This window comes from Methylobacterium pseudosasicola, assembly GCF_900114535.1.
In the GTDB taxonomy this organism is placed as follows: Bacteria; Pseudomonadota; Alphaproteobacteria; order Rhizobiales; family Beijerinckiaceae; genus Methylobacterium; species Methylobacterium pseudosasicola.
Map to the genome: position 1 here is coordinate 138,615 of NZ_FOTK01000009.1, position 21,147 is coordinate 159,761.

The 21,147-nt window shown below is 69.6% G+C and carries 22 protein-coding genes; 12 read left to right on the forward strand and 10 right to left on the reverse strand.

Annotated elements, in window-relative coordinates:
* Positions 1-186 precede the first annotated feature (186 nt).
* A complete protein-coding gene (locus BM228_RS11715; RefSeq protein WP_092040226.1) occupies positions 187-1,254 on the reverse strand; it encodes a GSCFA domain-containing protein in 1,068 nt (355 codons plus the stop codon).
* A 90-nt stretch (positions 1,255-1,344) separates the two neighbouring features.
* Here BM228_RS11715 and BM228_RS11720 point away from each other — a divergent pair, with 90 nt between their 5' ends.
* A complete protein-coding gene (locus BM228_RS11720; RefSeq protein ID WP_244537110.1) occupies positions 1,345-2,379 on the forward strand; it encodes a WcbI family polysaccharide biosynthesis putative acetyltransferase in 1,035 nt (344 codons plus the stop codon).
* Between the two features lie 11 nt (positions 2,380-2,390).
* Here BM228_RS11720 and BM228_RS11725 read toward each other — a convergent pair whose 3' ends face one another.
* The gene (locus tag BM228_RS11725) at positions 2,391-2,783 is read right to left on the reverse strand and encodes a response regulator (protein WP_092040231.1); all 393 of its coding nucleotides are present in this window, start codon (positions 2,781-2,783) and stop codon (positions 2,391-2,393) included.
* Between the two features lie 412 nt (positions 2,784-3,195).
* Between BM228_RS11725 and pal the strand changes: the two genes are divergently transcribed.
* The 6 genes from pal to glmM all read left to right on the forward strand — a co-directional run bounded on the left by pal (position 3,196) and on the right by glmM (position 10,702).
* The gene (gene pal, locus BM228_RS11730; RefSeq protein ID WP_092040232.1) at positions 3,196-3,690 is read left to right on the forward strand and encodes a peptidoglycan-associated lipoprotein Pal; all 495 of its coding nucleotides are present in this window, start codon (positions 3,196-3,198) and stop codon (positions 3,688-3,690) included.
* Positions 3,691-3,861: 171 nt separating this feature from the next.
* Complete coding sequence (ybgF, locus tag BM228_RS11735) at positions 3,862-4,872, forward strand: tol-pal system protein YbgF (protein WP_092040234.1); 1,011 nt, start codon at positions 3,862-3,864, stop codon at positions 4,870-4,872.
* A gap of 106 nt (positions 4,873-4,978) precedes the next feature.
* Positions 4,979-5,986: a tRNA lysidine(34) synthetase TilS gene (tilS, locus tag BM228_RS11740; RefSeq protein WP_092040235.1), complete on the forward strand. Its 1,008-nt coding sequence runs from the start codon at positions 4,979-4,981 to the stop codon at positions 5,984-5,986.
* A 147-nt stretch (positions 5,987-6,133) separates the two neighbouring features.
* A complete protein-coding gene (gene ftsH, locus BM228_RS11745; RefSeq protein ID WP_092040237.1) occupies positions 6,134-8,056 on the forward strand; it encodes an ATP-dependent zinc metalloprotease FtsH in 1,923 nt (640 codons plus the stop codon).
* Between the two features lie 419 nt (positions 8,057-8,475).
* On the forward strand, positions 8,476-9,222 hold the full coding sequence (locus BM228_RS11750) for a sulfite exporter TauE/SafE family protein (RefSeq protein ID WP_092040240.1): 747 nt from the start codon (positions 8,476-8,478) through the stop codon (positions 9,220-9,222).
* A 139-nt stretch (positions 9,223-9,361) separates the two neighbouring features.
* Positions 9,362-10,702, forward strand: a complete 1,341-nt coding sequence (gene glmM, locus BM228_RS11755; RefSeq protein ID WP_092040362.1) for a phosphoglucosamine mutase — start codon at positions 9,362-9,364, stop codon at positions 10,700-10,702.
* Positions 10,703-10,769: 67 nt separating this feature from the next.
* Here glmM and BM228_RS11760 read toward each other — a convergent pair whose 3' ends face one another.
* Positions 10,770-11,102, reverse strand: coding sequence for an MmcQ/YjbR family DNA-binding protein (locus BM228_RS11760; protein WP_092040242.1), 333 nt, complete (start codon positions 11,100-11,102; stop codon positions 10,770-10,772).
* A gap of 234 nt (positions 11,103-11,336) precedes the next feature.
* Here BM228_RS11760 and BM228_RS11765 point away from each other — a divergent pair, with 234 nt between their 5' ends.
* The 3 genes from BM228_RS11765 (at position 11,337) to BM228_RS11775 (ending at position 13,804) form a co-directional block, all read left to right on the forward strand.
* Positions 11,337-12,329: an outer membrane protein gene (locus BM228_RS11765; protein WP_092040245.1), complete on the forward strand. Its 993-nt coding sequence runs from the start codon at positions 11,337-11,339 to the stop codon at positions 12,327-12,329.
* 253 nt (positions 12,330-12,582) lie between these two features.
* Positions 12,583-13,527 carry an outer membrane protein gene (locus BM228_RS11770; protein WP_092040248.1) on the forward strand — a complete coding sequence of 315 codons (945 nt, stop codon included), beginning with the start codon at positions 12,583-12,585 and terminating at the stop codon, positions 13,525-13,527.
* Positions 13,528-13,555: 28 nt separating this feature from the next.
* Positions 13,556-13,804 carry a hypothetical protein gene (locus BM228_RS11775; RefSeq protein WP_092040251.1) on the forward strand — a complete coding sequence of 83 codons (249 nt, stop codon included), beginning with the start codon at positions 13,556-13,558 and terminating at the stop codon, positions 13,802-13,804.
* Between the two features lie 258 nt (positions 13,805-14,062).
* Here BM228_RS11775 and BM228_RS35325 read toward each other — a convergent pair whose 3' ends face one another.
* The 4 genes from BM228_RS35325 to BM228_RS11790 all read right to left on the reverse strand — a co-directional run bounded on the left by BM228_RS35325 (position 14,063) and on the right by BM228_RS11790 (position 15,497).
* Positions 14,063-14,290 (reverse strand): hypothetical protein, encoded by a 228-nt coding sequence (locus BM228_RS35325; RefSeq protein ID WP_244537111.1) that lies wholly within the window; start codon positions 14,288-14,290, stop codon positions 14,063-14,065.
* Between the two features lie 78 nt (positions 14,291-14,368).
* Entirely contained in the window at positions 14,369-14,530 is a 162-nt protein-coding gene (locus BM228_RS35330; RefSeq protein WP_244537112.1) for a hypothetical protein, read from the reverse strand.
* Positions 14,515-14,844 (reverse strand): hypothetical protein, encoded by a 330-nt coding sequence (locus BM228_RS11785; protein WP_092040253.1) that lies wholly within the window; start codon positions 14,842-14,844, stop codon positions 14,515-14,517. The genes BM228_RS35330 and BM228_RS11785 overlap by 16 nt, the downstream gene beginning before the upstream one ends.
* 104 nt (positions 14,845-14,948) lie before the next feature.
* Entirely contained in the window at positions 14,949-15,497 is a 549-nt protein-coding gene (locus BM228_RS11790) for an HNH endonuclease (RefSeq protein WP_007563401.1), read from the reverse strand.
* 614 nt (positions 15,498-16,111) lie between these two features.
* On the opposite strand from BM228_RS11790, the gene BM228_RS11795 reads away from it, so the two are divergent.
* Positions 16,112-18,778 (forward strand): DUF3772 domain-containing protein, encoded by a 2,667-nt coding sequence (locus tag BM228_RS11795; protein WP_092040256.1) that lies wholly within the window; start codon positions 16,112-16,114, stop codon positions 18,776-18,778.
* A gap of 3 nt (positions 18,779-18,781) precedes the next feature.
* Here BM228_RS11795 and BM228_RS11800 read toward each other — a convergent pair whose 3' ends face one another.
* Both BM228_RS11800 and BM228_RS11805 read right to left on the reverse strand, forming a co-directional pair.
* Positions 18,782-19,159, reverse strand: coding sequence for an HVO_A0114 family putative DNA-binding protein (locus BM228_RS11800; protein ID WP_092040258.1), 378 nt, complete (start codon positions 19,157-19,159; stop codon positions 18,782-18,784).
* Positions 19,156-19,455, reverse strand: a complete 300-nt coding sequence (locus BM228_RS11805) for a toxin-antitoxin system TumE family protein (RefSeq protein ID WP_092040261.1) — start codon at positions 19,453-19,455, stop codon at positions 19,156-19,158. The genes BM228_RS11800 and BM228_RS11805 overlap by 4 nt, the downstream gene beginning before the upstream one ends.
* 123 nt (positions 19,456-19,578) lie before the next feature.
* On the opposite strand from BM228_RS11805, the gene BM228_RS11810 reads away from it, so the two are divergent.
* Positions 19,579-20,112, forward strand: a complete 534-nt coding sequence (locus tag BM228_RS11810; RefSeq protein ID WP_425284932.1) for a CAP domain-containing protein — start codon at positions 19,579-19,581, stop codon at positions 20,110-20,112.
* Positions 20,113-20,313: 201 nt separating this feature from the next.
* Here BM228_RS11810 and BM228_RS11815 read toward each other — a convergent pair whose 3' ends face one another.
* Positions 20,314-21,147: an OmpA/MotB family protein gene (locus tag BM228_RS11815; protein WP_092040263.1), complete on the reverse strand. Its 834-nt coding sequence runs from the start codon at positions 21,145-21,147 to the stop codon at positions 20,314-20,316.

Genomic DNA, 21,147 nt, shown 5'->3' on the forward strand with positions numbered 1-21,147 from the left:
CCGGGGCGCATGGAGCGCGAGCAGAATGCGACCCGGGATCCGGCATAAGACGACGCACAGCATCGGTTGGCGGCACGATTGCGCCGCGACGCGGCTCGTTCGCGGACCACCCCTTCCACGAACGGTTCAGGCGTCCGGGAAAGCGGCGTAGGTCATCCGCTAAGGATGACCTACGCCGCCGGTCGCTCACGCCACGCTGCGCTCGATCTCCTCCTCGTCGCAGATCACGCCGGCATTGCCCTCGAACTCGGCGGCGAGGTCCACGGGGGCGTGGGTCGGGGCCGCGGCGGCGCGGTCGCGGGCGAAGGTGGAGAGGAACAGCCGCATGACGTGGCGCACCCCCGCGTCGTTGATGGTGCGCTGATCCTCGTTGTAGTAGCGGCCGGCATTCACGTTGCTCGTGACGATGTCGTAGGCGGGGAAGTACACCGCCCGCGGATCGCCCCGGCCGACCACCTCGCCGGCGGCTACGCGCAGCACCGACTTGGAGTAGCTGTTCGACTCCATCACGTGCCGGTCCATGTAGGTCGCGATCATCGGGACCGGCGAGACCGTGAAGATCACCCGGGCCTTGGGATTCACGCTCCAGAGCCGGTCCAGGAAGCCGTTGAGGTCGCCCAGCACCTCGCCCGCGCCGGCATTGACGCACTCATAGAGCGCCGGGTCGAAGGTGCCGCCCGCGACCCCGGGGGCGAGGGGCAGCGCCGCGCCGTCGGCCCGCCAGCGCCAGCCCTCGGTGAGGCCCAGCGTCAGCACGAACACGTCGAGGGTCTCGAACAGGCGGCGCACCTCGGCCAGATGCGCGTCGCGGGCGGCGACCACCTCGGCCTCGCTGGCAAAGCCCGCCGGCTCGACGGTGGGGCGGAACGGGTCGACGTAGCGGCCGTCGTCGCGCAGCCACGCCTTCAGCTCCGGCTCGAATTGGCCGTAGGCCCGGTCGAACAGCTGCACGAACTGGCGCGTGTAGTAGAGATTGCCGTACCGGGCCGAGAAGGTGCCGAACTGGCGGGCATTGGCCTCCTCGGCGCTCATGCCGGGGGGCGGCGGCTCGGTCAGGTAGTAGTTGAAGCCGGCGCCGCGCACCGCCTCGGCCACCCGCTGCGCGAAGCAGGAGCCGCCGGTGGCGACCTTGTCGGTCGGCCCGATCGCGAACGTGTCCTTCGGGTGCGGATTGACCGCGAAGGGCGGCACGTTGGTCACGACCTTGCGCCAGAATCGCTCGGCCGGTAGACCCGTATACGGATTCAACGCCATCTTCGAACCCTCTTCTTCACGACGGCAAGATCTTCACGACGGCGTGCGCCCTCGGGGATGCCGAGCCGTCCGCTGACACCGGCACGCGACGTGGCCCTGAACGATCTGCCCCGGCGCGCCCGCAGCGCGTTGTCCCTGTCGACTCCCAGTTGGGCGCCTACCTGGGCGACACCATGGCGAAACCGCGCGCGCGCCGCCACCACGCGCGACGGGCCGGCCATCGCGGTGCTGGGCAATTGCCAGGCCCGGGGCATCGCCCAGGCGATGCGCCTGCTCGCGCCGAAGAGCCCCGTGCGCTACCTGCCCATGGGCTCGCTCAAGCGCGACCACGGCCATGTCGATGGCTTGGTCCGGACGCTGCGCTCCCACGACCACGTCTTCTCGCAATCCTTCCCGGCCGGGTTGATCCCCGGGGGCGACATCGCGACCGTGCGGGCAGCCGACCCGCGGCTCAAGCTGTTCCCGTCGATCGTGTTCTCGGCCTTCCATCCGGATATGGTCTATGTCGGCCAGGCCTCGGATCTCGCGGCGCTCAAGCTCGCGCCCTCGCCGATGGGGCAGTACCATTCGGCGATCGCGCTCTGCGCCCACCGGCTCGGCCTCGATGCCGGTCGCACCGCCGCCCTGTTCCGCGAGGACGTGTTCCGGCGGCTCGGCTATCTCGACCATTGGGATCCGGCCGTGCACGAACTGGTCGGGTCCGCCGCCGCTCTGGGCTTCGGCCTCGACCGGGAGGTGACCCGCTGGGCGCGGCGCGGCGCCTTCATGCACGTGATGAACCACCCCAAGGCGTTCGTCATCGGCGACATCGCCCGGCGGCTGTTGGTGGAGAGCGGGCTCCGGCCCGAGCCCGTGGAGATCGAGGATTACCTCGGCGACGAGCTGGCCCAGGACGTGGTCTGGCCGCTCTACCCGCCCATCGCCGAGCATTTCGGGCTGACCGGCTCGTACCTGTTCAAGATGAAGCCCCGGGGCGAGGATTTTCCAAGGCTCTACGACCTGCCGGGCTTTATCGCGGCGAGCTTTGCGATCTACGACGCGATGCCGGCGGGCGACCTCGCCTGCCAGCGGGTGGATGCTTGGCTCGCGTCGCCCGAGATCGTGGCCCTGTTCCGGGCCGGCTAACCGAGGCCGGCTCAGCCCGCCGCGCACAGGGGCGCGTCGCTCAGGCCGTCGACCATCATCCGGACCAGCCGGTTGACTGCCTGCACCTGGAACGGCTTGCGCAGGAACAGGCTGCCCGGGACGCCCCGGCCGCCGCTCGAATCGGTCGAGGTGTAGACCACCGGCCGGTCGGCATGGATCGCCCGGAAGGCATGGGCCACGGTCCAGCCGTCGATCAGCCCGGGTAGGTGGATGTCGGTGAACAGCCAGTCGATCTCGGCCCCGCGCGTTCGCAGGAGCGTCAGCGCCGCCTCGCCCGTGGAGGCCTCGATCACCCGGATGCCCTGCGTCTCGCACAGGCTCGCGATGATCTCGAGGAGCAGGTAGCTATCCTCGACGATGAGGACGCACTGGGCGGGGCGCATGCTTGGGGGTCCGGGGATCGCGCGAAGTCTTTGATTTGAAGCACTCGCTTGCGCCGAACCGGTATCCACTTCGACGGCGAGCGCTTCAGGCGAATCAAGAACCCATAGGGTTGAGGATCCCTTAAAGCGGCCGCGAAAGCGGTATCCGGCCCTGTTGCAGCGCGGCAACCGGCGGAGCGGAAATGGCTCCGCTTGTTCCATCGCCCCGGCCCTGCCGCAATCCGGGCGCGTCAGCATCCGCGGGCGTGCGGCAGCGCACGCCGCCGACCGGCGCGGGCTCGCAGGACGCTCCGCGGCGGCGGACGGAACCCTCGCTTAACCATCCGCGCCTATCACCGGCGCTCAAGACTACGCGGATCCGCCTCGAAGACCAGCAGCCGGCCTTCGGCACCGCTCGAGGAGTTGAACGATCATGCCCCAGCGTTTCCGCGCACTCGCCCTCGGCCTCGCTGTCTGCGCCGCCCTCGGGCTCGGCGCCTGCAGCAACGACAAGGACCTCGCCGACGCCTCCGCGTTCGGGGCCGGCGCCGCGACCCCGGGCAGCGCGCAGGACTTCGTCGTCAATATCGGCGACCGGGTCTTCTTCGAATCGGATTCCACCGACCTGACCCCCACCGCCACCGCCACCCTCGACAAGCAGGCGGCCTGGCTGCAGCGCTACCCGCGCTACACCTTCATCATCGAGGGCCATGCCGACGAGCGCGGCACCCGCGAATACAACTTCTCCCTGGGCGCCCGCCGGGCCCAGGCGGTCAACGACTACCTGGCCACGCGCGGCATCGGATCGAACCGGATGCGCACCGTCTCCTACGGCAAGGAGCGGCCGGTGGCCGTGTGCAACGACATCTCGTGCTGGTCCCAGAACCGCCGCGCGGTGATCGTGCTCGACCGCGGCGCCGGGGCGTAACCTTCGAAGAGACGGCCATCAGGTCCGTCCGCCTGCCGATTCTTCGAAGAGTCGGCAGGCATTTCTGCGAAGAGGGAGCCGGCCCCGGGTTCGACCGGCCCGCGCCGCAGTTTTGCCGCGGACCGGCGCATCTGATAGGGCCTCGCGCTTCCATCGGACCGCAGCCGCATCATGCTCGCCCGCCTTCGCACCCGCCTCGCGCTCACCACGATCCTCGGGGGCCTGCTCCTCGGCCATCCGGCCGCCGCGCAGGACGCCTCGGAACTGGTGGTGCGCCTGGGGCGCATCGAAAACCAGTCCCGGATCATGGCCGGGCAGATCGAGACCCTCCAGTACGAGAACCGGCAGCTGAAAGAGCAGCTGCGCAAGTTCCAGGAGGATGTCGAGTTCCGGCTGAACGAGGGCAAGGGCGGCGGCAGATCCGGCCCATCGGCGGCCCCGTCGGCGGCGCCGGCCCCGGCGGGCGCGGTCAACGGCGGCAATCCGGGCGCCGGGCGTCCGGGCAAGCGCGGCGACGCCTTCGACCCGTCCCAGGCCCCTGGCGCCCCCGGAGCGCCGATGCCGCTCGGCAGCACCCAGCCCTCCCCGCCCCTGCCGCCGCGGGAGGCCGCCGAGGCGGCCCCGGTCCGGCCGCAGGCTCTGCCCCGGCCCGCGATCGACGACGAGGATCCCGACGCCGACGGCGCCGCCCCCGGCTACGACGAGCCCGTAGACCTGCGGCCCCCGGCCCGCACCGGCGCGATCCCGGTCCCGGCGCCCCGCCCCGCCGAGAGCGTGGCCGCGACCCGGACCGGCGACCCGGCCGCCGATTACGAGGCCGCGGTCGAGCTCTACCGCTCCAAGCAGTACGAGCAGGCCGAGATGGGCCTGCGCCAGTTCATCCAGTCGCATCCCCGGGACAACCGGGTCGCCGGCGCGACCTACTGGCTGGGCGAGAGCTACCTGGCCCGCGGCCGCAACCGCGAGGCGGCGGAGCAGTTCCTGAAGGTCTCCACCGACTATGCCCGCTCGTCCCAGGCGCCGGACGCGATGCTGAAGCTCGGCGTCACGCTCAACGCGCTGGGCGCCCGCGAGCAGGCCTGCGCGACGCTCGCCGAGCTGGACCGGAAGTTCCCCAATGCCGGCACCGGCGTCCGCCAGGGCGTCGCCCGAGAGCAGAAGCGCGCCCGCTGCGCCGCCTGATCGGGGATCCCAAAGGGCGTGCCCTTTGGCGGGGTTCGGGGGCGGAGGCCCCGAGAGACTAGGGCTCTGCCCTGGACCCGCAAAAGGTCTCGGACCTTTTGAATCCATGACTGGTCTGCCGGACGATCCGGTCCTCCACGCCCTCGGGCCCTGGCTCGGGTCCGAGCGGGGCGTGCTGCTCGCCGTCTCGGGCGGCCCCGATTCGAGCGCGCTGATGCATGCCGCTGCGGCGCTCGGCGCGGCCGTGCGGGTCGCCACCGTCGATCATGGCCTGCGCCCGGATTCCAGCCCCGAGGCCGAGGGCGTAGGGCGGGCGGCCCGGGCGCTCGGCCTGCCGCATGCGGTCCTGGCCTGGACGGGGCCGAAGCCCGGCACCGGCCTGCAGGACGCGGCCCGGGCCGCCCGCTACCGGTTGCTGACCGCCCATGCGGAGGCGGTCGGCGCCGGCCTCGTGCTCACCGGCCACACCCGGGACGACCAGGCCGAAACCGTGCTGATGCGGCTCGCCGCCGGCAGCGGCCCGGCGGGGCTCGCCGGCATGCGGACCGAGCGCCCCCTCGCCCCCGGCATCACCCTCGGGCGGCCGTTCCTGGCACTTCCGAAGGCGATGCTGGTCGCCTGGTGCACGGCCCGGGGCATTCCGCATGTCCGCGACCCGGCCAATGCCGATCCGCGCTTCGCCCGGGGCCGCCTGCGCGCCACCTGGGCCGCCCTGGAGCGCGAGGGCCTGAGCCCGGCGCGGCTCGCGCGCCTCGCCGAGCGGGCCGCCCGGGACGACGACGCGCTCCGGGCCGCGGCCGAACAGGCCCTCGCGGCGGCCCTGTTCCCGCCAAAGAATACCGACGCCGCGGCGCTCCGCCTCGACGGCACCGCGCTGGCGGCCCTGCCGGAGGCCATCGCCCTGCGCTGCCTCGACGCCGCCCTGACCCGGGTCGGCGCCGCGCCGCGCCGCCTGGAGCGCCTGGAATCCCTTGTCTTCGAGGCTGTGCTGCCGGCCCTGCGCCGCCGGGAGCCGATCCGGCGGACCCTGGCGGGAATTTTGGTCGCGACAGATTCCGCCGGAACCCTGAGTCTGGCGCCGGCCCCGCCGCGCCGGCACAAGACCGCCAATTGAGGGATGGATGCTGCCCTCGCCGCAGGGGGGACCGGCTTACTTGGCAAGGAAGGCCCCCCCGCCTACATTGGCGAGGTGTGCACGGATGGACCGGCAAAGCCGCGCGATGTGTCCGTCTAGGGGGCCGCACGCACCAAGGATCGATCGATGAACCCGAATTTTCGCAACTTTGCCTTGTGGGTCGTCATCTTCCTGCTGGTGCTGGCCCTCGTCACCCTGTTCCAGAACCCGGGTCACCGGGGCGGCGGCAGCGAGATCGCCTACAGCCAGCTCCTCAACGACGCCGATGCCGGCAAGATCCAGTCGGTGGTGATCTCCGGGCAGGACGTGTCCGGCACCTATGTCGGCGGCGGCAACTTCACCAGCTACGCGCCCAACGACCCGAGCCTGGTCTCCAAGCTCCAGGGCAAGGGCGTGCAGATCACTGCCCGTCCGCCGTCCGACAACACCCCCTGGTTCATCCAGCTGCTCGTGAGCTGGCTGCCGATTCTCGTCTTCATCGGCGCCTGGATCTTCCTGAGCCGCCAGATGCAGTCCGGCGCCGGACGCGCCATGGGTTTTGGCAAGTCCAAGGCCAAGCTCCTGAACGAGGCCCATGGCCGCGTGTCGTTCGATGACGTGGCCGGCGTCGAGGAGGCCAAGGAAGACCTCCAAGAGATCGTGGAATTCCTCCGCGACCCCCAAAAATTCCAGCGGCTCGGCGGCCGGATCCCCCGCGGCGTGCTGCTCGTCGGCCCGCCCGGCACCGGTAAGACCCTGATCGCCCGGGCGGTCGCGGGCGAGGCCAACGTGCCGTTCTTCACCATCTCGGGCTCCGACTTCGTCGAGATGTTCGTGGGCGTCGGCGCCAGCCGCGTGCGCGACATGTTCGAGCAGGCCAAGAAGAACGCGCCCTGCATCATCTTCATCGACGAGATCGACGCGGTCGGCCGCCATCGCGGCGCCGGCCTCGGCGGCGGCAACGACGAGCGCGAGCAGACCCTGAACCAACTCCTCGTGGAGATGGACGGGTTCGAGGCCAACGAGGGCGTCATCATCATCGCGGCGACCAACCGCCCCGACGTGCTCGACCCGGCCCTGCTGCGTCCCGGCCGGTTCGACCGCCAGATCATGGTGCCGAACCCGGACGTCACCGGCCGCGAGCGCATCCTGCGGGTCCACGTCCGCAAGGTGCCGCTGGCTCCCGATGTCGACCTCAAGGTGATCGCCCGCGGCACCCCCGGCTTCTCGGGTGCGGACCTGATGAACCTGGTGAACGAATCCGCGCTCCTCGCCGCCCGTCGCGGAAAACGCATCGTCACGATGCACGAGTTCGAGGACGCCAAGGACAAGGTCATGATGGGCGCCGAGCGGCGCACCCTGGTGATGACCGAGGACGAGAAGCGGCTCACCGCCTATCATGAGGGCGGCCACGCCATCGTTGCGTTCAACGTCCCGGCCACCGACCCGGTGCACAAGGCGACCATCATCCCGCGCGGCCGTGCCCTCGGCATGGTCATGCAGCTCCCTGAGCGCGACAAGCTCTCCATGAGCTTCGAGCAGATGACCTCGCGGCTGGCGATCATGATGGGCGGCCGCATCGCCGAGGAGATGACCTTCGGCCGGGACAAGGTGACCTCGGGCGCCCAGTCGGACATCGAGCAGGCGACGCGCCTCGCCAAGATGATGGTGACCCGCTGGGGCTTCTCGCCCGAGCTCGGCACCGTCGCCTACGGCGAGAACAACGACGAGGTCTTCCTCGGCATGTCGATGGGCCGGCAGCAATCGGTCTCGGAATCGACTGCCCAGAAGATCGACGCCGAGGTCCGCCGCCTGGTCGAGACCGGCCTGGAGGAGGCCCGCCGCATCCTGGCCGAGCACAAGGACGACCTGGAGGCTCTGGCCCAGGGGCTGCTCGAATACGAGACGCTCTCGGGTGACGAGATCCGCAACCTCCTGAAGGGCCAGCCCCCGATCCGCGACGGCGGCGACGTGCCCCCGACCCCGGCCCGGGGCTCCTCGGTCCCCTCCGCCGGCCGCGGCCGGCCGAAGGAGAGCGATGGCGGGCTCGAGCCTCAGCCGCAGGCGTGAGCTAGACGGATGTGATGAAAAGGGCGCCGCGAGGCGCCCTTTTTTGTTGGGTTTTTGTCTTGGCCGTCTGTCGGAGCGGATTCACACTCTCTGCCGGACACCAAGGGGTTGAGAAACAAGCGCGTTTCCCTCCCCCTTGTGGGGAAGGGCCAGGGGTGGGGGTGGTGCCGGATGAGGCGCAGCGGTGCCTTCTGCACCACCCCCACCTCCAACTCCTCCCCACAAGGGGGAGGAGAGCGCGTCGTGCCTCGCCGAGGACGATGCGTGAACATCGTAGCCCGCACGGGAGAGCGGGCACGGCCCGCATGACAATCCGCCCCGCCTGTCCGTGAACACCCCCCGCAAGCTCGGCCGGAGGCTCGGCTCTCGGCAGCGAATCGGAAAGACCGGGACAGGAATCTCTCCGAGCCGCGCACCCGATGGCCTTGTCCGTTTATCTCGTCGTCGGCCTCGGGGCCGCGGTTGCCGGGTTCGTGCAGGGGCTGTCGGGTTTCGCCTTCGGGCTGGTGGCGCTGTCGTTCTGGGCCTGGGTGATCGATCCGCAGCTCGCCGCGATCCTGGCGGTGGCCGGGTCCCTGACCGGGCAGATCGTCGCCGCCGTTACGGTGCGGCGCGGCTTCGACCGGGCGCGCCTCGCGCCGTTCGTGCTGGGCGGGCTCGCCGGCGTCCCGCTCGGCGTGCTCCTGCTGCCCCATCTCAATGCCGACTGGTTCAAGCTGCTGCTCGGCACCCTGCTGGTGGTCTGGTGCCCGGCGATGCTGCTCGCCAAGGACCTGCCGCGGATCACCGTGGGCGGGCGGCTGGCGGATGCCGCCGTCGGCATGAGCGGCGGCCTGCTCGGCGGACTCGGCGGCTTCACCGGCACGCTGCCGACCCTGTGGTGCGTGCTGCGCGGCTACGAGCGCGACGTGCAGCGCACGATCATCCAGAACTTCAATCTGGCGATGCTCGCGGTCACGATGGTGATCTATCTCGGCTCGGGCCTCGTCACCCGGAGCGCGCTGCCGATGCTGGCCGTGGTGCTGCCCGCCATGCTGATCCCGGTCTTTCTCGGCACCCGGGTCTATGTGGGCCTGAGCGAGACCGCCTTCCGCCGGGTGGTGCTCGGCCTCCTGACCGTTTCGGGGATCACCCTGCTCGCTGCGGCGCTGCCGCGGGTCCTGTAGTGCTCCGCGTGCAGGGTCACGCCCCATTTCGACCGTCTTTGTCGCGGAGCACCCGGGGCAATCCAATCTGCTAAGTTCTGTCGGGCTACTCTGTCGGCGCGTCGGCCGGGCGAGAGGCCCGGCACCGGAGATCCTGATGGTGCGCAAGTATTTCGGAACCGACGGCATCCGGGGCCGGGCCAACGGGGTGATCACCCCGGAACTCGCCCTCAAGGTCGGGCAGGCGGCCGGCCTGGTGTTCCAGCGCGGCGACCACCGCCACCGGGTGGTGATCGGCAAGGATACCCGCCTGTCGGGCTACATGATCGAGACCGCGCTGATCGCCGGCTTCACCTCGGTGGGCATGGACGTGCTGCAGCTCGGCCCGGTGCCGACCCCCGCGGTGGCGATGCTGACCCGCTCGATGCGGGCCGATATCGGCGTGATGATCTCGGCCTCGCACAACGCCTTCGAGGATAACGGCATCAAGCTGTTCGGCCCCGACGGGTTCAAGCTCAACGACACGATCGAGGGCGAGATCGAGGAGCTGATCGACGCCGAGCTGCACACGAAGCTGGCGGGCTCCGCCGATCTCGGCCGGGCCAAGCGCATCGAGAGCGTGCATGCCCGCTACATCGAGTTCGCCAAGCGCACCCTGCCCCGGCACGTGACCCTCGACGGCCTGCGGGTGGTGGTCGATTGTGCCAACGGCGCCGCCTACCGGGTCGCCCCCGAGACCCTGTGGGAGCTCGGCGCCGAGGTGATCGCCATCGGCACCGAGCCGGACGGGTTCAACATCAACCGCGACGTCGGCTCCACCGCGCCGGCCGCCCTGGTCGCCAAGGTGCGCGAGCGCCGGGCCGATATCGGCATCGCGCTGGACGGCGACGCCGACCGGGTGCTGATCGTCGACGAGAAGGGCCACGTGGTCGACGGCGACCAGCTGATGGCGGTGGTCGCGCGCTCCTGGCAGGAGGACGAGCGGCTCACCCAGCCGGGGCTGGTGGCGACGATCATGTCCAATCTCGGCCTGGAGCGCTTTCTCGGCGGCCTCGGCCTGACGCTGGCCCGCACCGCGGTGGGCGACCGCTACGTCCTCGAGCACATGCGCGAGCACGGCTACAATCTCGGCGGCGAGCAATCCGGCCACATCATCATGTCGGACTACACCACCACGGGCGACGGCCTGGTGGCGGCCCTGCAGCTCCTGAGCGTGGTGCAGCGCCAGGGCCGGCCTGTGAGCGAGGTCTGCCACTGCTTCGATCCGCTGCCGCAGATCCTCAAGAACGTCCGCTACCGGGCCGGTGAGCCGCTGAGCCAGGACAGCGTGGTGAGCGCGATCGCCCAGGCCCGCGCCCGCCTGGGCAATGGCGGCCGCCTGGTGATCCGCCCCTCCGGCACCGAGCCGGTGATCCGCGTGATGGCCGAGGGCGACGACCGGGGCCTCGTCAACGAGGTGGTCGATGAGGTGGTCGAAGCCGTCACCAAGGTCGCGGCCTGAATCTCAGATCCCAAAGGGCCAAGCCCTTTGGCGGGGTTCAGGGGCGGAGCCCCTGAGAGCGCGGCGCTCACGCGTAGGCGGCGCGCAGGACCGCCGGCGCGGTGAACCGCCAGGCTGCCAGCAGGGCGGCGCGCAAGGTCTCCTCCTCGCACGGGTCGAGGTCGAGATTGGTCCAGCCGCGCCGGCCCCAGGCGCCGTCGAGCGGCGTGAACAGGTCCGGCTCGGCCTCGCACAGCTCCGCCTGGTCGGCGGGCGCGAGGCGCAGCACCACCCGGTCTTCCTCGACCCACAGGGTCGCGAACACCCGGCCGCCGACGCGGAAATCCGGGTTGCCGCGATGGGCGCCCGCCACCGCCTCCGGCAGCATCAGCGCCAGGGCGCGCACGTCCTCGGGCAGCACCGCTCAGCCCGGCCAACAGGCGGATGTGTTCGTGATCGTACCGAGCGGTGCGGCCAAGACTAGCAAATCCTTTGCTGAGCTGCGGTCTTGCCGGGCTGTAGGCAGCCCGCAAGGCTAACATTTAACGTTAAGCCGGATTTAAGAGGTTCGATCCATCCTTCACCACGTCATCCGAGCCGGCTTACCAGGCGTCTTGCCAAGCTTCCGGCACACGAGTCCAGTGAAGGAATCCCTATGGCCCGCTCCAAGCTGAACGCTTTGGTGCGCAGCCTGACGCTCGCGGCGAGCGTCGGCGCGCCCTGCCTGGCCGCTGCCGCGGACCTGCTGCCCCCGCCTCCGCCTCCGCCCCCCCCGCCCCCGATCGAGGTCGGCGGCGGCTGGTACCTGCGCGGCGATGTCGGCGCGAGCGTCTACACGCGGCCGAAATACACCGAGGCCTACGATTACACCGGCTACCCGGACGCCAACCGCTCCTTCGGCAACGAGATCGGCGGCGGCGGCTTCGCGGGCGTTGGCGTCGGCTACCAGTTCACCCCGTTCCTGCGCGGCGACGTGACCGGCGAGTACCGCTACTCCACCGGCCTGCGCGGCAGCGAGTATTACAAGGGTCCCGAGTTCGACAACGGCCTCGGCTCCTACGGGGTCAACAAGTCGACCAGCAACTTCGATTCCGCGGTGGTCCTGGCCAACGCGTATTTCGACCTCGGCACCTGGTACGGCATCACGCCGTTCATCGGCGGCGGCGTCGGCTACGCCTTCAACCACATCTCGGGCTATTCGACGAACCAGCAGTTCACCAGCCCGACCTACGCCTACGATTACGGCAACCCGATCTACGACTGTAAGTGCGGTCCGGCCTACTACAACTACGCGCCGGTTTACGACAGCAACGGCAACCCGGTGTACAACACCAACAGCGGCAGCAAGTTCTACAAGAGCAAGACCAGCGGCAGCTTCGCCTGGGCGCTGCATGCCGGTCTCGCCTACGACGTGACCGACGCCCTGAAGATCGAACTGGCCTACCGCTACCTCAACCTCGGCAAGGCCGAGACCGGCGTCGGCTTCGTGCCGTGCTGCACCGACACCCTGCGCCCGATCAAGGTGAAGGACATCGAGGCCCACGACGTGAAGATCGGCCTGCGCTACTACCTCGGCGGCCTGGTCGCGGCGCCGCTGCCGCCGCTGATGCCGGAGCCGGTCCCCGGCCCGCTGGTCCGCAAGTACTGATTTTTCCCCAACGACCCTGACGGCAGACGGCGCGGATGTCCTCCGCGCCGTTTTTTTCGTCTCGCGCCGGGGTTCATGACGGGACGAGAAGGATCGGAGATCGGAATTGCCTCGGCGGATAGTTCAAACCAAGAGCTGATGATCAAATCGGGATAATTGGATGAGTCAAAAATAACGGACGCTTAAGGTTACCCAACTATCACTGCATCGAGGCCCGAGCCGCCGTCCGTCTCCCAGTTCCAGGACGATCCCGATGCGTACCGTCACCCTGCCGCTGCTGGCGATCCTCGGCCTTTGCGGCGCGAGCACCGCCCGGGCCGCCGACCTGGACTACGATTACCTGCGCGGCGCCGATTACGACCCGGTCCCGGCCCCGGTGGTCGACTGGAGCGGCGTGTATGTCGGCGGCCATGGCGGGTATACCTCCGGTGGCCTGGCGCAACGTGACGCCCTGCAATCGACCCTCGCGCAATACTTCAGTTACCGCGATATCGAGAGCGAGTTCGGAGTCTCGAAAATGCTGTCGCTGCCGGGGACCCGCGTAAAGAGCGCGAGCTTCGGTGCGTTTGCCGGCTACAACGTCCAGTTCGACGACATCGTTCTCGGCATCGAGGCCGATTACACGCACGTGGATCTGAACAGCTGGTCGACCAACAGCATCAGCCGGATCATGACGACGGCCGGAGGCAATTCCGAAACGGTTTATCTCTCCGGTACGTCGAACACGCGGATCGACGATTACGGCAGCATCCGCGGTCGAGCCGGCTACGCCTTCGGCAATCTGCTCCCCTACGTCACCGCTGGTCTCGCGGTCGGTCGGGTCACGATCAACGACACCGTCGCGGTCCAGAATTACGGCTACAGCGCCACGACCTATGCGGCGAACCAGGCCCTGACCACCGGCCTGCCGGCGGCCGTCTACAATCACGGCTATGCCAGCTTCAACCAGAACTTCCCGCTCAACCGGTCGACCCCGGCCGGACAGGGCGTCCAGACCGTTCCCTACGGCCCGACTTCGCTGGTGGCGAACGCCAAGACCAAGACGATCGGCGGCGTCGCCCTCGGGTTCGGCCTTGAATACGCGATCACGCCCAACATCCTGCTGCGCGGCGAGTATCAATACGTGCTGTTCCAGAGCTTCAACGGTCACCGCGCCGAGCTGAACACGATCCGCGGCGGCGCGGCCGTCAAGTTCTGATCGCCCCGAGACCGGCCGGATACCGACCATGACCCAGCGCCGACCCGCCCGACCGCCGACGCTCGCCTGGGTCGTGCTGCTGGCCGCCCTCGTCCCCGCCCCGGCCTCCGCCTGGCCCGAGGATCGCGGCTTCGATCCGCCCCGACTCCGGCGCGTGGTCCGTGCGCGGCCCGAAGCGTCCGCCGTGCCGCCGCCCGTGATCGTCCGGGGCTACCTGCCCCGCAACCACAACGTCCCGATGTACAACGAGCCGCCCCGCCGCGGGCCGGTTTGGTGATCCGATAAGCGGGATCGAAGACCAAGCTTGAGTATCGAGGCGGCAGCACCTCCCAAGCCAGCGTGTGTCCCGCTACGCACTTGGAACCACGGCCGAGTGCAACGCCGACGTGCGGATCTTACGGCGTCCAGGAACTGCCGGTCGCAGCCGGCTCGTCGGTGCCGTCCGGCAGATCGGTGAGGACGCGTGAGTCTGCAGGGCGTCGACCCGGCGCGGCCGGATGCGTCATCGCCCGGATGACGGCGTCGGCCGATGGGATCACGCCGACGCGTTCGAGCCCCCCAGGAGGCCGACTGTGGAAAGCAGATGCACGTTCGGCGGCTTGTTGATCACCCGCACGTCCCGGTCCTCGAACAGGAGCAGGACCGGGGCACCATCGCGGACGTAGTGTTTCAGGCCGTCATCCGACGACAGGAAGTCGGCGATGGTCAGTTCGCCGGCATTGCGCTTGGGCATCATGCCCTGCTTGCGGCGTTCACGTTCCATCTGCCAGACATCCGTCGTAACCCGGATGAACCGGGAGCGGTGCTGCGCGATGAAAGCCTGGACGTCGCGATCCTTCCGCTAATGGACCGGATCGCTCGTGACCTCGTCGTGGACGGCGTCCACGACGACGATGGGCATATCAAGATCAAGCAACAGGGTAAGTGCGTCGGCGACCCAGAGGCTGTTGAACGGACCCGAATCCGGGATGATCAGCGTGCAACGCCTCACGTCGAGGTCCACAGACGCTCGAACGTTGCGGCCTGATCCTGAACGAGGTGCTCGGGCGGACGCGGCGGCGTGAGGTCGTGGTCGCCGAGGGCAACGAGCAAGGCAGCGTAGTCGCGCAGGCCGAGCGCTTCGATCGCCTCCCGGCGTGTGATCGTACCGGCCGCGAAAGCCATGAGGGGATCGGGAATCTTCTTCGCCGAGCCGGTGGCGATCACGGCTTCCAGATGCGCGCGGACGATAGCGGTGACGCTGGTTCCATGGCGAGCCGCATAGGCTTCAGCTTCGTCGACCAGACCTGCGGGCAGGTTGAACACCGTCTCGGGCATCGGACGCCTCCAGGGCATCACAAATATATCCGCGTGCGGCGTGAAGCCAGTTGCGGACGCGCCGCCGACGAAGGACCATGCACGGATGCACGCCGCCCGAGCCCTCAGCTCTCCAACTCGCTGTCCCAGTACAGATAGTCGAGCCAGGTGTGGTGATACTGGCGGTGGTCGAATTCGGGCTGGCGGTGGTGCAGCTCGTAGCGGGTCGGCCGGCGCGGCTCGGTGGCGAGCGGCATGTCCGCCTCCTGCGGGGTGCGGTTGGCCTTGCGCAGGTTGCAGGGCGAGCAGGCCGCCACGACGTTCTCCCAGCTCGACAGGCCGCCCCGGGAGCGCGGCACCACATGGTCGAAGGTCAGGCCGCCCGAGGGCAGCCGCAGGCCGCAATACTGGCAGCTGAACCCGTCGCGCAGGTAGATGTTGTAGCGGGTGAAGGCCGGGCTGCGGGCGAGCGTGACGTAGTTCTTCAGCGCCACCACACTCGGCACCCGCAGCGCCCGCGAGGGCGAGCGCGCCTCGACATCGTAGCTCGCCACCAGGGTGACGCGATCGAGGAACAGGGCCGTGAAGGCGTCCTTCCACGACCAGAGCGAGAGCGGATTGTAGGAGAGCGGCCGATAATCCGCGTTCAGGACGAGGGTTTGGAGATCCATCATCGGCGCGACTCTTCGAACTATCTCTGACGCGTGTAACGCGCGGGAACGCGTCGGCGCCCCGCCGGCCCGTCCGACGCGGCCATGGGCCGGCGCAGGACGGGCCGGCGGACGGGGCGTCGGCTCGGCGGGAGAGGCGGAAGGAGCAACAGGGCGGCGGGCCGGCGCGCGGGGACGCCAGTCGGTGCGGTAGCAACCGGAACGCGGCCGGGCCGGACCGGCATCGACGCCGGCCGAACCCTTTCGCGTGACGACGAAAAGGCCCTGTCCATCTGGTGTTCATCTAATCCCACCGTGACACCCTTGTGAAGCTTTTCCCGCAGGGTCCCGGGGACGCACCCACAGCAGGGCTTTGGGCCCGCCGATCCGGACGAGGGTGGGCAGGGGCACGGTTTCGCCCTATTGGAAGCCCACAGCGCCCGGCCTCGAGAGGCGAGCCCGATCGCCCTGCCATCCCGCTCGCCCCTCAGGCTTTGATTCCACGCGCTCGCTGACGCCGAACCGATGGTCCCTTCGGCGGCGAGCGCTCGAGAAGGCCCGCGCGGTTCCCGACGACCGCCGGTCCGCCGATGCCGGGCTCCGACCGCGCGCCCGGCGCGCCCGACGAGAGGTAGCCTATGATCCGCACGCGTGTGCGCTCCCGGAAGCTCAACGACGCGCCGCGTCGGCCCGTCGCGCTGGCCCTCCTGGCCGCGCTGATGCTGGCGATCCCGGTCGCCGCACCGCCCGCTGCCTGGGCTCAGGGCGAGGCGCCGGCCGGGCAGCCCGCGGCGGCCAAGCCAGGGGAATCCAAGCCCGCGGAAGCGAAGGCGCCCGACGCCAAGCCGGCCGATGCCAAGCCCGCGGCGCCGAAACCCGAGATGTCCGAGCAGCTCAAGGCGGTCCGGGCCCAGCTCGACGCCGCCAAGGCGGAGCTCGAAGCCCGCGAGAAGCAGCTGGGGCATACCGATCTGACCGCCGCGGACCTGGCGGCGATTCGCGACAGTGCCGGGACGGTCACCGAGGAGATCCGCACGCTGATCACCCGGCTCGACACGCCGCTGGAGGCGGCGCGCGAGCGGCTGGCGCAGCTTGGCCCGAAGCCGAAGGACACCCAGGAGAGCGCGGACGTCGCCGAGCAGCGCGTCGAGCGCGAGGCCGCGGTGACCCGCATCGACGAGACCCAGCGCCTCGCCCGCTCCCTGCTGGTGCAGGGTGACCAGATCATCGACCGGGTCTCGAACCGCCGGCGCGAATCGTTCACCCGCGACCTGTTCCAGCGCTCGCAGCCCCTGGTCAGCCCGGGCCTCTGGGCCAAGGTCATGGCCGACGTGCCGCGGGACACGCGCTCGCTGCAGAGCGCCGTGTCCGATATCGGGCTGCTGTTCTCGCGCAACGGCAGCATCGGCAACCTGCTGTTCCTGGGGCTCGCCTTCGGGATCTCGATCGCGCTGTATTTCGGGCGGCGCAACATCGCCCCCCGGGCGGCCCGGCGGGACGCCTCCGCCACCGAACCGTCGCGGCGCGCCACCCTGCTGGCGGCCTGGCGGGTGATCCTGCTCGGCACGGTACCGGCTGTGGCGGGCTCCTACGCGGTCTACTACGCGCTGGACGCCACCAACCTGCTGCCCTCCCGGCTGCTGCCGGTGGCCGCCGCGATCCTGGGCGGGCTCGCCTTCATCGCCTTCGTCGAGGCCCTGTGCGACGGGCTGCTCAGCCCCGACAAGCCCGCCTGGCGCCCGGCCCCGGTCGGCGACGCGGCCGCGACCCGGCTGACCCGGCTCGCGGTCGGCATCGCCACGGTGCTGACCGTGGTGAAATCCGTGGAGGCGTTGAATTCCGGGATCTCGGCGGCCCTGCCGATCTCGATCGCCACCCGGGGCATTGGCGCCGTGGCGACAGCCCTGATCCTGGCAGTCGGCCTGCACCGCTTCGCCGATACCGAGCAGGAGGAGGAGGCCTGCTTCGGCCCCTACGTTCCGACCAAGACCACAACGGGCATCGGCGGCCCGGCCCGGCTCATCGGCTGGGCCGCGGTGGCGCTGATCGGGGTCGGGGCGCTGGTGGGCTACGTCGCCTTCGCGGCCTTCCTGATCGACCAGCTGATCTGGGCGGGCGGCGTGCTGGTGCTGCTCTACCTGCTGGTCCAGAGCGTCGACACCTTCATCGGCCGCGCGCTTACCGACGAGACCCGGCTCGCCACCGCGCTCCAGGCCAATACCGGCCTGCGCAAGCGCTCGCTGACCCAGATCTCGGTCCTGGCGACCGGCGCCGCCCGGGTCGTGCTGATCCTGGTGGCGGCGCTGCTCGTGCTGGCGCCCTGGGGGCTCGATTCCACCGACATCGTCTCGTCGATCCGCCAGGCCTTCTTCGGCTTCAAGGTCGGGGACGTGACGATCTCGCTCTCGAGCATCGCCTTCGGCATCGGCATCCTGGTGCTCGGCGTGTTCGTCACCCGGGCGGTGCAGCGCTGGCTGGAGCTGACCTACCTGCCGGCCACCGACCTCGATGCGGGCCTACGCAACTCGATCACCACCATCGCGGGCTATTGCGGCTTCCTGCTCGCCCTGGCGCTGGCCTTCTCGTATCTGGGCTTGAGCCTGGAGAAGCTGACCCTCGTGGCCGGCGCCCTGTCGGTGGGTATCGGTTTCGGCCTGCAATCGATCGTCAACAACTTCGTCTCCGGCCTGCTGCTCCTGTGGGAGCGGCCGATCCGGGTCGGCGACCAGGTGGTGATCGGTGATTCGGAGGGCATCGTGAAGCGCATCTCGGTGCGCTCCACCGAGATCCAGACCTTCGACCGCTCGGCCGTGATCGTGCCGAACTCGAACCTGATCTCCGGGGTGGTCAAGAACCGGGTGCGCGGCGACCGCTCAGGGAGGGTCAGCATCACGGTCAGCGTTCTGCGCAACCAGGACCCGGTGCGGGCCGCCGAGCTGATCGTCGGCTGCGCGCAGGCCCATGCCGACGTGCTGCGCGACCCGGCGCCCCGGGTGGTGTTCAAGAAGATCGGCGATCCGTTCCTGGAATTCGAGCTCCTGGTCTGGATCGTCGATGTCAGCCTCGGCCAGAAGGTCCAGACCGACCTGAATTTCTCCGTTTTCGCGACCCTCACGGAAGCGGGCTTCATCCCGCCCCTCGGCCCCGGCGCCAGCATCGTGACCGTGCAGGGTTTCGAGGCGATGCAGACCGCCATGGGCGAGATCGCGAGCCGGTTCGGGCAGCCGGCCTCGGAGCCGACCCAAGAGCCGGCCGAGCCTGCCCAGCCGCAGCGCGACCGCGGCCTCCGGAGCGCCGGGGGCTGAGGTTCAACGCGCCGCGCGCTGGGGTGGCCGCAGATCGAGATGCGCGCGCGCCCCGTCGGCGGCGAGCATCACCTGTGTGCCCCTGCGCGTCAGGAGGCCCGCCCGCTCCAGCGCGGTGACGTCGTCGTGCACGCGCCGGTAGTTTCGGCGGAGTGATCCGGCCAAGGCGTTGATCGAGTCGGCGGGGCCTCCGGTCAGGGCCTCCAGGAGCGCGATCCGGGCCGGCGAGAAGGTCTTGAGGAAGGCCGACCAGTTCTCGAAGGTGACGATCCGCTCGGGCCGAGGCTCCTCGCCAGCCTCCGCGCGCCGCACCGCCGCGAGGAAGCGATCCCGCATATCCTCGACGGATCCGCCGATGACGTATGTTACCGCGTCGCTCATAGATTGCCTCCGCGCAGAGTCCCGACCTCGGTTAGGAAGTCGTCCAGCAGCTTTTCGTAGGTGGTGAACCGGTACGGGGTTTCCACATCGCCGCGATGAACGTGGTCGCCCTTCCCGGCTTCGTTGTCGTAGGCCAGGATCCGCAGGCCCTCGCGACCATAAAAGAGGGAGTATTTTAGGCCGTGCGCCGAGCCGCGGACCCGGTCCGGCGGCTTGAGTTCCCAGAGCTTGAGCTGAAGAATGGAGCCGTCCGCGTAGACCTTCTTGGCATCGATCAGGAGAGTCGCACGCGCCATAGGACATGAGATGGCATAGACCCCTTATGACGTAAAGTGTCATAGGAAGGCGTGTCATCCGATCAGGGCGCCCGGTCGCGCAATCGCCCGGCGCCCCCTATATCGCCGGGGCGTCCGAGCCGGATGCGGAAGCGTGGATCTGGAAACGTGGGCGGACGGAACCTGAGACGAGGCCTGATCGCGGCGGCCGGCCTCCCGGCGCTGGCGCTGCTCGGCGCCTGCGCCACCGAGGCGCCGACGACCGCCGGCCTGCCGAGCATCTACCTGCCGCTCGCCAGCCAGAACGCCCATATCGACACCGACGCCGCCCGGGACATGATCTCGTCCTACCGCCGCAACCGCGGGGCCGGGCCGCTCACGGTCGATCCCGAGCTTCAGCGTCTGGCCGAGGCGGAAGCCGCCGCCATGGCGGTGGCCGACCGGCCGAGCAAGGCGCAGACCGTCAAGGCCGCGGTGGGGCGGCTCGGCTACGCCGACGTGAACGCCAACCTGTCGGCTGGCTACCACACCCTGGCCGAGGCCTTCTCCGGCTGGCGCGAGAGCGCCCCGCACGAGGCCACGATGCTCGACCCCCGGGCGACCCGGATGGGGATCGCCACGGCCTATGCGCCGGGCTCGAAGTACAAGGTCTACTGGGCGCTGCTCACCGCGAAGTAGAGCGCGGTGCCGGCAGTAAAGACAGGTTCGCAAGGCTCTGCCCTGCACCCGCAAAAGGTCACGGACCTTTTGAAACCATGACTGTCAGCGATGGATCGCTCTAGAGCATCGTCCCGAAAGGTGGTCACCGGCTTTCGGAAAAAGACGATGCCAATCAAAAAGCTAGCGCGTCGTGCCGGTTCCGATATCCGGCACGACGCGCTAAGGCAGCCCCTTCACGTTCGGTACCGGGGGCGCCTCCTTCATCAGCGTCACCGTCACCCGGCGGTTGGCCGCGAGATAGGGGTTGTCGGGAAACATCGGCTCGGTGTCGGCCTTGCCGGAGACCGAGGCGAAGCGGTCGTCCGGCAGCCCTGAGCCGGCCAAGATCTCCCGGACGCTGAGCGCCCGGCCCGCCGACAGCTCCCAGGGCGGCGCGAGCAGGCGCTGGCCCGGCCGTTCGGTGGCGGTGAAGCCCGTGATGGCGATGCGGTTCGGCATCTGGCGCAGGGTCGGGGCGAGCTTCTCCAGCAGGCGCCGGGTGCGCTCGTTCGGGCGGGTCGAGCCGTCCGGGAACATCGAGCGCCCGTCCTGGTCGACGATCGACAGGTCGAGGCCCTGTTCGGAGCGGACGATCACCACGTTCTTCGACAATTCGGCGATATCCGGCATGTCCTGCAGCGCCTGCCGCAGGGAGGCCGCCGCGAGGCCGAAATTGTCCGGCTCGCCGGTCTCGGTCAGGCCGAATTCGCTGCTCTGGTCGCGCTGGGGCGGCGTCGTCCGGTCGGTGGCTTTTTCCGGCGGGATGCTGCGCAGGTATTTGACGTGGTCGGCCGCCGGCAGGCCCTCGGATTCGAGGATGCCGGCGAACTTCGATTCCTTGTTCACCCCGAAGGCGTCGCGCATCGAGCCGGCGACCACCTGCATCTTCTTCTGGTCCTGCGTCGAATAGGCCGCGACCATCACGAAGAAGCTCATCAGGAGCGCCATCAGGTCGGCGAAGGTCACGAACCAGCCGTGACCGCCATGGGCGCCGCCGCGCTTCCGTCTGGCCAT

What these genes read in the sequence shown, in the direction of transcription:
- BM228_RS11715 (WP_092040226.1), bottom strand. Translation starts at nt 1,254, where the DNA reads ATGGCGTTGAATCCGTATACGGGTCTACCGGCCGAGCGATTCTGGCGC.
- BM228_RS11725 (WP_092040231.1), bottom strand. Translation starts at nt 2,783, where the DNA reads ATGCGCCCCGCCCAGTGCGTCCTCATCGTCGAGGATAGCTACCTGCTC.
- pal (WP_092040232.1), top strand. Translation starts at nt 3,196, where the DNA reads ATGCCCCAGCGTTTCCGCGCACTCGCCCTCGGCCTCGCTGTCTGCGCC.
- ybgF (WP_092040234.1), top strand. Translation starts at nt 3,862, where the DNA reads ATGCTCGCCCGCCTTCGCACCCGCCTCGCGCTCACCACGATCCTCGGG.
- tilS (WP_092040235.1), top strand. Translation starts at nt 4,979, where the DNA reads ATGACTGGTCTGCCGGACGATCCGGTCCTCCACGCCCTCGGGCCCTGG.
- ftsH (WP_092040237.1), top strand. Translation starts at nt 6,134, where the DNA reads ATGAACCCGAATTTTCGCAACTTTGCCTTGTGGGTCGTCATCTTCCTG.
- BM228_RS11750 (WP_092040240.1), top strand. Translation starts at nt 8,476, where the DNA reads ATGGCCTTGTCCGTTTATCTCGTCGTCGGCCTCGGGGCCGCGGTTGCC.
- BM228_RS11765 (WP_092040245.1), top strand. Translation starts at nt 11,337, where the DNA reads ATGGCCCGCTCCAAGCTGAACGCTTTGGTGCGCAGCCTGACGCTCGCG.
- BM228_RS11770 (WP_092040248.1), top strand. Translation starts at nt 12,583, where the DNA reads ATGCGTACCGTCACCCTGCCGCTGCTGGCGATCCTCGGCCTTTGCGGC.
- BM228_RS11775 (WP_092040251.1), top strand. Translation starts at nt 13,556, where the DNA reads ATGACCCAGCGCCGACCCGCCCGACCGCCGACGCTCGCCTGGGTCGTG.
- BM228_RS35325 (WP_244537111.1), bottom strand. Translation starts at nt 14,290, where the DNA reads ATGGAACGTGAACGCCGCAAGCAGGGCATGATGCCCAAGCGCAATGCC.
- BM228_RS11785 (WP_092040253.1), bottom strand. Translation starts at nt 14,844, where the DNA reads ATGCCCGAGACGGTGTTCAACCTGCCCGCAGGTCTGGTCGACGAAGCT.
- BM228_RS11790 (WP_007563401.1), bottom strand. Translation starts at nt 15,497, where the DNA reads ATGATGGATCTCCAAACCCTCGTCCTGAACGCGGATTATCGGCCGCTC.
- BM228_RS11795 (WP_092040256.1), top strand. Translation starts at nt 16,112, where the DNA reads ATGATCCGCACGCGTGTGCGCTCCCGGAAGCTCAACGACGCGCCGCGT.
- BM228_RS11800 (WP_092040258.1), bottom strand. Translation starts at nt 19,159, where the DNA reads ATGAGCGACGCGGTAACATACGTCATCGGCGGATCCGTCGAGGATATG.
- BM228_RS11805 (WP_092040261.1), bottom strand. Translation starts at nt 19,455, where the DNA reads ATGGCGCGTGCGACTCTCCTGATCGATGCCAAGAAGGTCTACGCGGAC.
- BM228_RS11810 (WP_425284932.1), top strand. Translation starts at nt 19,579, where the DNA reads ATGCGGAAGCGTGGATCTGGAAACGTGGGCGGACGGAACCTGAGACGA.
- BM228_RS11815 (WP_092040263.1), bottom strand. Translation starts at nt 21,147, where the DNA reads ATGGCCAGACGGAAGCGCGGCGGCGCCCATGGCGGTCACGGCTGGTTC.